Source organism: Bradyrhizobium sp. CCH5-F6 (genome assembly GCF_001556045.1).
GTDB lineage: Bacteria > Pseudomonadota > Alphaproteobacteria > Rhizobiales > Xanthobacteraceae > Bradyrhizobium.
Genome location: NZ_LSIC01000146.1, coordinates 48285 through 61416 on the forward strand (window position 1 = coordinate 48285; position 13132 = coordinate 61416).

The window sequence follows — 13132 nt, forward strand, 5'->3', positions numbered from 1 at the left end:
CCGCCGAATGCCGCCGTCTTCTCTCCTTGTTGGAAGGATGGCGGTTCCGCGCGCGCTGCCCAGCGCACAGTCGGCAGCTATCGCGCATTCCAGCGTGCAATAAGGGGTTTGGCGCGCTCGGAAGGATTCGAACCTCCGACCCTCGGAATCGAAATCCGATGCTCTATCCAGCTGAGCTACGAGCGCCCGGCCCGGGGATTGGACCGCAACCGACATCGCCGGACCGTGGCTGGCGAGCCAGCACCGGGTGGCGTTCGGACGCGTTCGAATTAGCAGAGAGGCTGGCGAATAAAAAGCCCTTCCCGCCTCGATCGAGGCGGGACGCGGCCGGCTCTCACCAGGTCGTGTTGAAGAGACCGAAATGCGGCTGCTGCGCTACCCGCATCATCGGCCGGCCAGGCGGCGGCGACGGCTGCGTCCTGGCGACCTTGCGCTTGGGCTGAGCCTGGGTGGTCTGAGCCTGGGCCGGAGAAGCCTGCGGGACCTGGGCTGGGGCTTGGACTTGCTGAGCCTGAGCTTGCTGGGCCTGAGCCTGCAGCCTCGCGTCGGCCCTCCTGACTGCGGCGGTCTCGGCCTTCGGGGCCGGCGTGAACTGCGCGAACGTCTCGCGCACCCGCGTCTTGGCCGACATCTCGGCGAAAGCCGGCGACACGCCCTCCTGTACCGGCGGCTGTGGAGCCTCAACTGCGGCGGTCTTCACCGCGGGTGCGGCGATCGTCGGCTGGTTGGTGTCGAGCACGACTCTCTCAGGCAGGTGACGATCGGACCGGATTCGGATCAGGGGCTGGTCGTTGCTTGCGGTCGCGACGGCTTGCTCTACGGGCGCCGTCGGGAAAACGAAATCCGCCGCGAACAGCAGTGCGAGCAAAGCTCCACCGACGAAAATGAAATACCGAAAAATGGGCATTGGCCGCGCTCCGCCCCCCGCATCCCCGCGTGGGCTATCCGCCTCAACAGGCGATCTCTCAATTGGTTCCTTGGCCAGCCTTCCGGTTCAAATGGCGATGCATGGTTTTTTGCCAAGGACCGAAAAGAGTAACTTTTCCGCTACCGGAACACGCCGCATTTAGGCGCGGCGTGCTGCAACCAGCGAACATCTTGCCTGATCGGCATTCACGTTAACGAAGCCGACGGGAACACGCACAAAAGTCTTGCGGCTCTTCATGCTGACGGGGTCCGCCAGCACGCGGCTGCGGTTGGTGAGATGGCTGCCGTCGCGCCGCGTGAAGGCGCAGACGATCTCGACATCCTTTACGGCATAGTCATTGTCGTTACGCAGCGTGAGCGTCACCAGGGCTTTGGAGCCGAGGCCGCCGCGGCGCCAGGTCTGCGATGAAATCCTGAGACGATCGAGTTCTGCCGTCGCCGGTGCTCGAGCTTCGGACGCCGGCGACGCGACCGCGGACGAATCGCCCGAGGGAGCTGCTTCCACAGCGGCCAGTTCCGGCCTCACCGGCTCAGCACTATTGCCTGGGGCAAGAGGCAACAGCATCCAGATGCCACAGCCGACAATGATTGCCGCCATCAACCAAAGAACGCTCCGGCCAAACGAGACGCTCGCAATCGTCACGGCCCGGGCCAATCGTTCGCCGGTGCCGGCGAAGCGCCTCAATCCGATCCGGTCGAGCGTGGCATTCATGGCTGCACCGTTCGCGACCGACGCACCATCAAGGACGGACTCGGCCACTGCTTACCTTAATCCTGCAGAGGAACTAAGGTTCCCGCACGTGATGCGAGTCGGCAAGGACGGTGGCGACCACTGGCCGAGGCCGCTAACATCCGCCGCAAAATCGAAAGACCCGTTGGAGAACATGAAATGCCGATCGCCGTCACCTGGGATCACGTCCATCTGCGCAGCCCCGATCCGGAGGCTACGGCGGCCTGGCTGCGGGACATCCTTGGTGGCGAGATCGTGCGCGCGCCCGGACGGATCGACGTGAACCTCGGCGGGGCCAGGATCTTCATCGCACCGCTCGAGGGCGACGGCGCCGTCAACCCGCCGCCCCCGCATCCGCATCAGGGGCTCGACCATTTTGGTCTGACGGTGAAGGACATCGATGCCGTCGCCGCCGAGATCAAGGCCAAGGGAGTCACCTTCACGCGCGAGCCGACGACCATCCGGCCCGGCGTGCGCATCTGTTTCATCCGCGGTCCAGAAGGCATCTCCATCGAGCTGCTCGAGCGCGACAGTAAATACACCTGACGCGGCGCCGGCAGTCTCGGGCTGCGACGGGGACGACTGACGCCTACCGGGCATAAAGCAGCGGATACTGACGCCCATGTAGCCGTAGATCGGCCAGACCATGGTGCGGCCCACCCGGTTCGGCTCCGAGATCACGGCCTCCTCGGGCACGTCGACCCAGACGAGTTCCTGCTGCTGGCCGTCGAGCGCGTAGCCATAGCGCGGGACGCGGACTCGATAGTGCCCATCCTTGCTGTCCCAGTCGGAATCGGAGAGCGCCGAACCGTCGGCATCGGAGCAGCAAGGCCCCTTGCCGCTGCGCAGACTGTCGAACCATGCCTTCAATTCGGCATTGGTGTTGACGAACTGGCCGCGGTCGCGCGCGTGCCCCAAAGGGGCCAGGAGCGCAATCAAGGCAAAGGCAAATGCCAGCCTTGTCGGATTTCCCCGGCGTATCGCACGGCCGATCCGCCGTTGTTCGCTTCTGCAATTCGTGGGACGCGCACCGTACAGACGCGGCTCATCGCCGCCGGAATCGATCCAGTTGCTCACGTTCGTTTTGCTCCAGCACCCCGCGGCCAGTGCAACAATGATCATGCATTTCGCGGGCCAACTCTGATTAGCAACGGCGGGCCTCGCCTCATCATCAGGCCGTCGTGACGGCCTCACGCGCAAGCCGGGACAACGACGGCTCGCCGCTCCAGGCTCCGCGACCGGCCGGCAAACTGCCGCGTTGCGCGAGGTGATGACCTTTGGCATAAAAGCCGGACCGGTTGCGCCATTGGGCGATGGCGGCCGACCTGCGGGACGTTATGAAGAACGGCCTCTATTCAATTCACGTGACCCTGCTCGATGGTCGAGTCGGCAAGGGCAGCGGCGTGATTCTTTTCCGCGACGGCAAGATTCTCGGCGGCGATGCCTACCTCTATTACACCGGCAGCTACACGGTGAAGGACAACAACACCTTCAAGGGCGAGGTGCTGGTGCAACGGCACACCTCGCCTCGGGGCAACGACAATCCGCTGTTCGGCGGCCCCGCCCCGGTCGGCATCGGCGTCAGCGGCACTTTCACGGAGACGCGCGGGGAGATGACGGGGACCGCGCTGGTCGGCAAGGCCAGCCAGATCTTTGGCGCGACGCTGCACAAGCTAGCCGACGTCGATTAGCTATTCGGCCGCCTGCTCGAGCGGCGCTACGCGCGGCAGGATGATCTGGATCCGCGTGCCGCCGCCCGGCTCGGAATCGAGGTCGAGCCGTCCGCCGAGCCGATTGGTCACGATGCTGTAGACGATGTGCAGGCCGAGACCGGTGCCGCCCTGGTCGCGCCGCGTCGTGAAGAACGGATCAAAGGCACGGCGACGGACGTCCAGCGACATGCCGCAGCCATTGTCGGAGAAGATGATCTCGACATTGTCCTTGCCGGACTCACGCACCTGGATCTCGATGGTCCCCGGCCGGCCGTCCGGGAAGGCGTGCGCCACCGAATTGAGAAACAGGTTGGTCAGCACCTGGCCGTACGGACCGGGATAGCTGTTCATGGTCAGATCAGGCTGGCACTCGACGTTGAGCGTCAGATTGTGCTTGCGCAGGCCCGGTCGCAGGCTCATCACCACCTGCTCGGTGAGGTCGCCCAGGTCGAAAGTGCGCTGGTCCGAATAGTTGCGGTCGGCGGCGACCTGCTTGAACGACTGGATCAACTCGGCGGCGCGGTTGAGGTTGGAGACGAGCTGCGAGGACGCGTCGCGACTGGTGCTGAGGAAGTCGTTGAGCGTGGAGCGGCGCAACTCGCCGCGCTCGACTTCCGCGGTGAACATCGCGGTCTTGCGCTCCAGCGCGGAGGCGACCGTAAGGCTGATGCCGACGGGATTGTTGACCTCGTGGGCGACACCGGCGACCAGACGCCCGAGCGCGGCGAGCTTCTCCGCCTCGATCAACGAGGCCTGGGTCTCACGCAGGTTGCGCAGCGCGGTCTCGGCGGCTTCCTTGGCCTTGCGCATTTCCTGCTCGCCGCGCTTGCGCTCGCCGATGTCGAGCGCGACGGTCACGATCCGCTCGATCTCGCCCTCGGCATCGAGCAGCGGCAGCTTGTTGACCAGCCACTGCCGCATGTTGCCTGCCGCGTCCTTGTACTCCTCCTCGTAGAAGCCGAGCCCTTTGCGGAGCTTGAGCACCTTCTTGTCGTTCTCGTCGGACTTGGCCGCGCCGTAGCGCGACATCAGGTCCGCGGTGGTGCGGCCGATCGCGTCCCCGGGTTCGATGTTGAAGATGCCGGCCATGTAGCGGTTCATCAGCACGTAGTGCAGGTTGCGATCCTTGACGTTGATCACCGCGGGCACGGTGTCGATGACCTGCTGGAGCAGGCGCCGGCCTTCGGCGATGGCGTCTTCCGCGCGCTTCTGGTCGGTGATGTCGCGCAGCGTGCCCTCGTAGCGGACGATGTTGCCCTGCTCGTCCCGCACGCCCGTGGCGCTGTCGGAGAGCCACAGGATGTTGCCGTCGCGCTGGCGCACCTGGTACTCGAACTCCCTCACCATGCCGTCGCGCGCCATCAGTCGCTGATATTCGGCGCGGGCTTCGGGATGGACGTAGATCGTGTGGGCAATGTCGTTGATGCTGTCGATCAGATGCTGGGGGGTGTCATAGCCCATCATCCGCGCCAGGGCCGGATTGGCGTTGAGGAGGTCACCGGCCGGCGTCGTCACATAGATGCCGTCGACCGAGCCCTCGAACAGCTTCCGGTAACTCTCTTCGGCGAGGCGCTGTTCGGTGAGGGCGTGTACCGCCGCCTCGCGCGCCATGTCGGCCTCCTCCAGCGCGCGGCGGAACACCTCGGCCGCCCGCGCGATGTCGCCGATCTCGTTGTCGAGCTCGGCGGACGGGATCGATGTGTCTTTCCGGCCGGCCGCCAGGGCGCGGATGGACCGCGCGATCTGGGCGAGCGGACGGACCGTCCTGCGCACCACGAACAGCGCGGCGGCGATGCCGATCAGCACGCCGACCGTACCGAGCACGATGCTCTGCCACCGCGCCTCGGTCAGGGTGCGGGCGAAATCGCGCGAGAGCACGTGGCCGCGCCGGGAGCTGACCTCACGCAGCAATTCCGTGACGCGGCCGATCAATCGGCCTTCGGTTCCCAACACCTCGCGATCGATGTCGGCGATCTGCCTCTCACGGACGGCCACTGCCATGATGGCCTCGGCATAATCGTTCACCGCCGACTTCAGCCTGGCATCGCCAATGTCGAGCGCCCGCATCCCCTGCGCCGCTTGCTCGGCCGCGGACGGGTTGCGCGCGAGCAGCCCGAGCGCGATTCGGCTCTGCGCCTCGGACAGGCGGGACGCCAGCTCGCGATCCGCGGTGCCTGCGACGACTGAGTCGAACTGTTCGCGCAGCGGCGGCAGGCCGGCGAGCAGTTGGGCGCGGCGATCGATAAGGGCGGATATCCGCTCGAGGCCGGTGCGGTAGGTCGCAAGCCGCTCGGTGACCCCGTCGATCATGTCCTGCTGCTCGGGCGCGAGCTCGATGCGGGTCTTCTTCAGGATGTCGCTGAGCGTCGAGGCCGCCTCGCCGACCTGCTGGAACTGGATGCCGGCGCCGGGGTCGGTGACGAAGTCGCGGGCGGCAAGCCGCAGCTCGTTCATGCGGCGGTCGATATCCTCGGCGAGGTCCCCGACGCTCTGGAGCCGCTGCAGCTCGGCGAAGGTGGTATCGATGTGCCGGATCGCGATCACGCTCGCGGTCGACGTGACGATGATCACCGCCAGCACCAACAGGAAGCTGCCGAAGGTGAGCTGGCCGATGGAGAGCGAGAATGTTCGCCTTTTCTCAGGGGGCGGCGTCAATTCGGCGGACATTGGTGGTTTGAGGACCGGGCTGCTGGAGCCCCAATATACGACGTATTGCCGCCCGGGGGGAACATGCCTCGGGACGCGGAACATCCTTAATATTTGGGCCGGACGCCCTTTTAAGCTTCGGCCTTACGATGGTTTTCTGCTGGGTGCCCTGCGGGCCGGGATCGTCATGGCAGCGACGCCAAGGACGACGCAGGCAAGTCCGATCCAGGCGGTCCGGCCCAGGGTCTCGCCCAGGAAGACGATGCTGATGGCGACCCCGATGGGGACGCGCAGGTAAGCCTGCGCGGTGGTGCCGACCGAACCCAGAGTCTGGATCAGGCGGAAATAGATCGCGAACGCTGCTGCGGTCGAGAACACTGCGAGCGCCAGCAGAGCCAATGTCGAAGACAGCGAGGGCGACAGCGTCCAGGGTTGCTCGAGCACCAGCGAAGCCGGGATCAGGACCGCGGCACCCGCCAGCAGCGAGCCGGCCGCCGGCGCCATGGGATCGAGGTCCTTGAAGCTGCGACCGAAGATCGCGGCGCAGGCATAGCATATGGTGGCAGCGACGATCGCGGCCTCGGCGACGAGGCCGCTGCCGATGTCACGGAAGGCATCGACGCCGACGATCAGCAGGATGCCGGCCATTCCCGCCACGACCCCGAACAGCTTCCGCGGCGTCGTCGCCTCGTGGCGCGTGACGACCGCCGTGAGCAGGAAGGTGAAGATCGGCCCGGCCGAGTTGAGGATGGTAGCGAGCGCGGCATCGACATGGCGCTCGCCCCAGGCGATCAGCGTCCAGGGGATCACGCTGTTGAGCACGGCCTGGAACGCGAAGCGACGCCAGGTCGCGGCATCCCTCGGCATCTCGATGCCCCGCGCCCGCATGACGACGAGCAGCAGCACTCCGGCGATCGCGGTGCGCGCTGCGATCAGCGTGATCGGGGGGATGGTGGCGACGCCGAGCTTGATGAAGGTGTAGGAACTGCCCCACAGCGTCGCGAGCGCGACCAGCAGCGCCAGCTCCACGACGATGCTCGTGTCCTGCCTGCTGTCCATCCGATGCGTCCCATCCATTTGCAATGGACGGAATCTAGCGCACCCGCAGCTCTCGATACTTCGCTTGGTATCGAAGTGTCCTAGCCGACCGCGCCGACCTCGAACACCTCGCCGTCATAGCCGGCCTCGCGGGGAATGCGGAGCTGGCGACCGGTTTCGGTCTTGGTCATGACCGGCATCACCGTGACGATGGACAGCCCGCGGGCGTGCTCGATTGCGGCGCTCACGTTTGGCTGCTTGGCGAGCCGGATCAGGTTGCGCGTGGTCGGGAACGGCAGCTTGAAGCGGCCGCTCTCACCGCCCTCCACCGCTTCGCGCGGCGAGACCCAGATCGAATCCGTGGACTCGCGGCCATCATGGGCGCCGAGTTGATCGGGGGGAGCTGCCGCGAGGAAGAACCAGGTGTCGAAGCGCTTGGGCATACCTTCCGGCGTGATCCAGTGCGCGTAGGGCACGAGCGTGTCCAGCGCGAGCTGGAGGCCGTTGTCGGCGAGAATGCTCTGGAAGCTGATGTTGTGCTCGTTGAGGGCGAGGCGGTGCTTGTCGGCGATTTCGCCGGCGCGCGCGCCATCGATCTCAGCGGTCGAGCCCTTCGGCCGCGCCAGGAGGATGCCGCTCTCCTCAAAGGTCTCGCGGATCGCGGCGATCCGGAAGCCGCGATCCTCTTCGCTCAGGCCCTCGCCGCCGGAATATAGCTCGGTGCGGGCGACGATCTCCTTGTCGCCGGCATCGACACTGCCGCCGGGAAACACCAGCGCGCCCGAATTGAACTCGATCTGATGATGGCGAACCATCATGAAGACTTCCACCTCCTGCGCGCCGTCGCGCAGCAGGAGGATCGTTGAGGCCGGGCGGGATGCCGATGTCTCTGCCATTCAATTAACCTGCAGCGCTGGATTGCGGGCCGAGATTGGCGCGCTTGTCATAACGGGCGACACGCGACAGGAGGTAGTCGACCTCGGCCTTTGCGGTCGGTGTCATGGTCGCGCCGGGCTTGCGCTGGGCGCTGGAGGAGATGATGCCGCGCTTCTGCAGCACGTATTTGCGCACGGTCAGACCGACGCCGGGCTGCTGCTCGTAGCGGATCAGCGGCAGATGCGCATCGAAGATATCGTGCGCGGCATCGCGTTTGCCGGCCTTGGAGAGGTTGACGACGTCGATCAGGAGCTCTGGGAAGGCATAGCCGGTCATGGCCCCGTCGGCGCCGCGCTCCATCTCGAAATCGAGGAACGTGCCGCCGTTGCCGCAGAGGATCGAGAGCGGCCGGAGCGATCCGTCCTTCTGGAAGCCACGCAGGGTCGAGATCTTCTCCAGGCCCGGCCAGTCCTCGTGCTTGAGCATCACGCAGTTCGGATTGTCCATGACGATCTTGCGGATCACGGCAGGCGTGAACACCACCGAGAGGGTCAACGGATAGTCCTGGAGCACCCAGGGCACGTCGGGGCCGATCGCCTCGGCCGCCTGCTTGAAATAACCGACGATCTGGTCGTCAGTGCGCAAGCTCGGCGGCGGTGCGATCATGACACCGGCCGCGCCCGCATCCATCGAGGCACGCGCCAGCGAGCGCATCGTCGCGAAGCCCGGCGCGGAGACGCCGACGATGACCTGCATCTTCCTGGCGCGCTTGACGTAACGCACCGCCACCTGCTCGGCCTCGGCAGCGTCGAGCTTCGGCGCTTCGCCCAGGATGCCCAGCACCGTGACGCCGTCGCAGCCGACCTCCTCGTAGAAATCGGTCAGACGGTCAATCGAGCGCTCATCGATCCGGCCGTCGTCGTGGAACGGCGTCGGCGCGATTGCGAAAGTGCCCTTGGCGTCGGCGGTGAGTTTCATCGTGGTCCTTGTCTCTCTAGCGTGTTGGCTAGAACCTCCGCGCCCCCATCTTGATCTGCTCCTCGGAGAAGAAGATCTCCTTGGCATGCTCAACGATGTCCTGGGCGTTCCAGCCCGAGTGCGGCGGTTTCCAGCCTTCCATTTCCATCATCCGCATTTCGCGCACGCCGCGGGGCCCGGACACGCCCAGCACCTTGCCGGTCTGGTCGCCCGACAAGTCGCTGACCATGTATAGCACGGCCGGCGCGATGCCGTCCGGCCCCAGCGCCGCGCCGGGGTTCTCCTTATAGCGGGGCAGGTCTGCGGTCATGCGGGTCAGGGCGCCCGGGGCGAGCGTCCAGACCCGGATGTTGTACTTGCGCCCCTCGATGGCCAGCACGTTGGACAGGCCCCAGATGCCGCCCTTGGCCGCACCATAGTTGCTTTGGCCGAAATTGCCGATCAGCCCCGAGGTCGAGGAGGTGTTGACGATGACGCCGCCGCCGTTTTCCCGCATCCAGCGAAACACCGGCAGGGTGCAACAAAAGGTGCCCTTCAGGTGGACCTTGATGACCTTGTCCCAATCGGCCTCGGAGGCTTTTGCAAAGGTCTGGTCGCGCAGAATGCCCGCGTTGTTGACGAGGATGTCGGCGCGGCCGAAATGCTTGATGGCGTCGTCGAACACCGACTGTCCGCCTTCCATGGTGGAGATGTCGGCGCCGTTCGCGACCGCCTTGCCGCCCTCGGCCTTGATCGCGTCGACCACCTGCTGCGCCATGGACTTGTCGGCGCCGGAGCCGTCGCGAGGCCCGCCGAGATCGTTGACGACGACCGAGGCCCCTTCCCGCGCGAACAGTCTTGCGTAGGCCTCACCGAGTCCCCCGCCCGCGCCGGTGATCAGCGCAACCTTGCCGTCGAGCAGTCCCATGGTCGCTTCTCCCTGTTTGTCTTTCTTTCACCTCTCCCCGCTTGCGGGGAGAGGGAGTGAGACGCCGGTGCCCACCTAACCCAGCACCGTCTTGCCGTTCTTGATCACGGTGACGCCGCGCGACTTCACCTTGGCCTCGAACGAGATGACGTTGCCGTCCTTCCAGAGGTCCATGGTCACGGTCTCGCCGGGATAGACCGGAGAGGAGAACCGCGCGACGTGCTGGCGGAAGGCGCTCGCATCGTAATCGGCATAGGTCTGCAGCACGCCGCGGCAGGTGATGCCGTAGGTGCACATGCCGTGCAGGATCGGGCGCGGGAAACCGGCCTTCTTCGCGAATTCCGGATCGGAGTGCAGCGGATTGCGGTCGCCGCAGAGGCGATAGACCAGCGCCTGATCGGGGCGCGTCGTGATGTCGATGGTCTTGTCGGGCGCGCGCGAGGGAATCTTGTGCGGATCGGGTTGGGTCAGGTTCGGCCCGCCAAAGCCGCCGTCGCCACGCGCAAAGCGCGAGGCCACGAGCGTGGCGAGCTTCTCGCCCTTCTCGTTTTTCAGCACGGTCTGGTGAACGATGACGACGCCCTTGTCCTTGCCCTTGTCGTAGACCTCGAGCACGGAGGAATCGGCGGTGATGTTCGCGGCGACCGGCAGCGGCTGGTGAAAGGTGATGTCGCGCTCGCCGTCCACCACCATCACGCGGTTGAGATTCATCTCGCCCGGCCCCGAACCCCAGGCGGCGACGGAGGCGAAGGTCGGCACCACCTTCAGCGGCCGCGGCGTCAGCGTGCCCTCGTTGACGAAAGCGAGCTCCTTCTCGTCCATCGGATCGGCGCCGAGGCCGATGCCATAGGCGTAAAGCATCACCTCGCGATCGGTGTAGGCGTATTTCTGGCCGATGTTCTTCAGGCCTTTGAGCTCTTCGTATCTGGCGGACATTTTTTGGTTTCCTCCCCGGATTCTCACCGGCGCTCATTGATGCGCCCTCTCCCCTTGTGGGAGAGGGCTACGAGGTGCCGGTCACATACGCGTTTGGGTGAGGGGTTGCCTCCGCATCGAAGGCTCTGTCCGCGGAGCGATACCCCTCATCCGGCGCTTCGCGCCACCTTCCCCCACAAGGGGGGAAGGAAGAAACTACGCCGGCGTGAAGAACGGCAGCGGCGCGCCGTCGGTCGGCTTGAACACCACCTTCACCTTCTGGCCGATCTTCAGCTTCTCGAGATCGCAGTCGACGAAATTGGTCTGCACCGACGGCCCTTCCTTCAGCGTGACATAGCCGATCGCGTAAGGACCGGTCGGCGACTTCCGCATCAGGCTCCAGGTGTAGATCGTGCCCTCGCCCGACGCCTCCTCCCACACCGTCTTGTCGGAGTAGCAGAACGGGCAGATCGAGCGCGGGAAGTAGTGCGCCTCACCACAGGCGGTGCAGCGCTTGATCATGAACTTGCCCTGCTTCGCCGCGTCCCAGAACGCCGCGGTCTCGGGGTTCGTGACGGGTGCCGGATATTTCTTTGCTTCGCTCATCACACGCGCTCCAGAATGGCGGTCGAGGCGGCGTGGCGAACGCCCAAAAGGCCGCCCGTGCCGTGGGCGATGGCGAGATCGCAGTTCTTGACCTGCACCTTCGGATGCGCCTCGCCGCGCAGCTGCCGCACAGCCTCCAGGATCTTGGTCATGCCGCCTCGGTTGACCGGATGGTTGCTGCAGAGGCCGCCGCCATCGGTATTGAACGGCAGCTTGCCGACGCCCGAGATGAGGTTGCCGTCGGCGACGAACTTGCCGCCCTCGCCCTTCTTGCAGAAGCCGAGGTCTTCCAGCTGCATCAGGACGGTGATGGTGAAGCTGTCGTAGATCGAGGCGTATTTGATGTCCTTCGGCGTAATGCCGGCTTCCTCGAACGCACGTGGGCCGGACCAGATACCGGCCGAATAAGTGAGGTCGAGATCCTTGCCGCCGCGCGGGCCCTTCATCGCCTCGCCATGGCCGATCAGGCGCACGAGAGGCTTCTTCAGGCTCTTGGCGATCTCAGGCGTCGTCACGATCAGCGCGCCGCCGCCGTCGGAGACGACGCAGCAATCCATGCGATGCAAGGGATCGGAGATCATCGGCGAGTTCAGCACGTCCTCGACGGTGACGACGTCCTTGAGCATCGCATGCGGATTGTATTGCGCGTGGTGCGATGCCGCGACCTTGATCCAGGCGAGTTGCTCGCTGGTGGTGCCATAGTCGTGCATATGGCGCATGGCACACATGCCGTAGGCATTGTGCGTGGTTGCGCCATAGGCGGTTTCGAAATCGGCTTCGGCGCCCTGCGCCCGCGGCGGCATCGCGCCGGTGCGCGGCTTGCCGGCGAGCGTGATCAGCGCAATCGAGCACTTGCCCGCCGCGATCGCCTCGGCGGCATGGCCGAGGTGGATGATGTAGGAGCAGCCGCCGGTCTCGGTGGAATCGACGTGACGGAGCTTTTTGGTGTTGAGGCCGAGATAATCGACCATCGGCCAGGCGCCGCCGGGCGCGTCGCCCGCGCAGAAATAGCCGTCGATATCGTCCTTGCTGATCCCGGCATCCTCGATCGCGCCCTTGGCGACCTCGGCATGGAGCTGGGCGGTGGATTTGTCCGGCGCATGCCGGGTCGGGTGTTCGTAGATCCCGGCAATGTAGGCCTTGCCCTTGATGGTCAAACTTCAGGTCTCCGCTTGCGCTTATTCTGGCTCGGTTTTTCTGAACCGCGATGGCCTGATTGGCAAGCGCGGAAATATTCCGTCGGGCGAGAGGGCAGCGGGTTGGCGCAACTCCCCGTTCCGTCGTCCTGAGGCGCGAGTGGCGCGATGCAACGCATCGCGCCGGGAGCCTCGAAGGATGCACGGCCCGGCCGGCTGTCTCGACAGCCGCGCCGTGACAGGCGGGCCGTCGTCATTCGAGGCTCGCCGAGGAGGCTCGCACCTCAGGATGACGGTCCTGGCATTGTGCGCCGGCCTCTCCACCGTCATTGCGAGCGCAGCGAAGCAATCCAGGAATCTCTCCGCGGATGCATTTCTGGATTGCTTCGCTACGCTCGCAATGACGATCAGACACACCTCCGCATCCTCGCGGCACATCTCGCCCGAGATTTGCGTCCGTCTTGCTCCCTCCGAAAACAAAGGGCGCAGGGAAGACCGGGTGCCGGCTGGGCACCCACGGTCCGCTGTGCGCGAATGCGCGAAGAACAAATGCACAGCGGCATACAGGTGAAGCCCAACATCCGGCCTTCCCTGCGCAGTGGCTTTACGGCTTATGTCGCGCTCTCCCCGGGGAGCGATGCACTATTGCCCCCGTCGCCTT

The 13132-nt window shown here is 65.4% G+C and carries 12 protein-coding genes, 1 tRNA gene and 1 pseudogene; 2 read left to right on the top strand and 12 right to left on the bottom strand.

Features of this window, described 5'->3' with window-relative positions; all coding sequences use genetic code 11:
* Window positions 1-109: 109 nt before the first annotated feature.
* The 3 genes from AX729_RS26380 to AX729_RS26390 all read right to left on the bottom strand — a co-directional run bounded on the left by AX729_RS26380 (window position 110) and on the right by AX729_RS26390 (window position 1639).
* A tRNA-Arg gene (locus AX729_RS26380) sits at window positions 110-186 on the bottom strand.
* A 148-nt stretch (window positions 187-334) separates the two neighbouring features.
* Window positions 335-907, bottom strand: coding sequence for a hypothetical protein (locus AX729_RS26385; RefSeq protein WP_061027159.1), 573 nt, complete (start codon window positions 905-907; stop codon window positions 335-337).
* Window positions 908-1066: 159 nt separating this feature from the next.
* Window positions 1067-1639 carry a hypothetical protein gene (locus AX729_RS26390; RefSeq protein ID WP_061027176.1) on the bottom strand — a complete coding sequence of 191 codons (573 nt, stop codon included), beginning with the start codon at window positions 1637-1639 and terminating at the stop codon, window positions 1067-1069.
* A gap of 177 nt (window positions 1640-1816) precedes the next feature.
* Here AX729_RS26390 and AX729_RS26395 point away from each other — a divergent pair, with 177 nt between their 5' ends.
* A complete protein-coding gene (locus AX729_RS26395; RefSeq protein ID WP_061027160.1) occupies window positions 1817-2203 on the top strand; it encodes a VOC family protein in 387 nt (128 codons plus the stop codon).
* 45 nt (window positions 2204-2248) lie between these two features.
* Here the strand turns inward: AX729_RS26395 and AX729_RS26400 are convergent.
* A pseudogene (locus AX729_RS26400) lies at window positions 2249-2734 on the bottom strand (hypothetical protein); the annotation flags it as partial.
* Between the two features lie 260 nt (window positions 2735-2994).
* Between AX729_RS26400 and AX729_RS26405 the strand changes: the two are divergent.
* Complete coding sequence (locus tag AX729_RS26405) at window positions 2995-3348, top strand: GrlR family regulatory protein (protein ID WP_061027177.1); 354 nt, start codon at window positions 2995-2997, stop codon at window positions 3346-3348.
* Here AX729_RS26405 and AX729_RS26410 read toward each other — a convergent pair whose 3' ends face one another.
* The 8 genes from AX729_RS26410 to AX729_RS26445 form a co-directional block, all read right to left on the bottom strand.
* Window positions 3349-6036 (bottom strand): PAS domain S-box protein, encoded by a 2688-nt coding sequence (locus AX729_RS26410; protein WP_061027161.1) that lies wholly within the window; start codon window positions 6034-6036, stop codon window positions 3349-3351.
* Window positions 6037-6159: 123 nt separating this feature from the next.
* Window positions 6160-7074 carry a DMT family transporter gene (locus AX729_RS26415; protein ID WP_061027162.1) on the bottom strand — a complete coding sequence of 305 codons (915 nt, stop codon included), beginning with the start codon at window positions 7072-7074 and terminating at the stop codon, window positions 6160-6162.
* Window positions 7075-7154: 80 nt separating this feature from the next.
* Window positions 7155-7949, bottom strand: coding sequence for an NUDIX hydrolase (locus AX729_RS26420; RefSeq protein WP_061027163.1), 795 nt, complete (start codon window positions 7947-7949; stop codon window positions 7155-7157).
* A gap of 4 nt (window positions 7950-7953) precedes the next feature.
* Window positions 7954-8907: a dihydrodipicolinate synthase family protein gene (locus tag AX729_RS26425; protein WP_061027164.1), complete on the bottom strand. Its 954-nt coding sequence runs from the start codon at window positions 8905-8907 to the stop codon at window positions 7954-7956.
* Between the two features lie 28 nt (window positions 8908-8935).
* The gene (locus AX729_RS26430) at window positions 8936-9814 is read right to left on the bottom strand and encodes an SDR family oxidoreductase (RefSeq protein WP_061027165.1); all 879 of its coding nucleotides are present in this window, start codon (window positions 9812-9814) and stop codon (window positions 8936-8938) included.
* 75 nt (window positions 9815-9889) lie between these two features.
* Window positions 9890-10750: a MaoC family dehydratase gene (locus AX729_RS26435; protein ID WP_061027166.1), complete on the bottom strand. Its 861-nt coding sequence runs from the start codon at window positions 10748-10750 to the stop codon at window positions 9890-9892.
* 195 nt (window positions 10751-10945) lie between these two features.
* Complete coding sequence (locus AX729_RS26440; RefSeq protein WP_028154920.1) at window positions 10946-11335, bottom strand: Zn-ribbon domain-containing OB-fold protein; 390 nt, start codon at window positions 11333-11335, stop codon at window positions 10946-10948.
* The gene (locus AX729_RS26445) at window positions 11335-12492 is read right to left on the bottom strand and encodes a thiolase family protein (RefSeq protein ID WP_061027167.1); all 1158 of its coding nucleotides are present in this window, start codon (window positions 12490-12492) and stop codon (window positions 11335-11337) included. Before AX729_RS26445 ends, AX729_RS26440 begins: the two co-directional genes overlap by 1 nt.
* Window positions 12493-13132 lie beyond the last annotated feature (640 nt).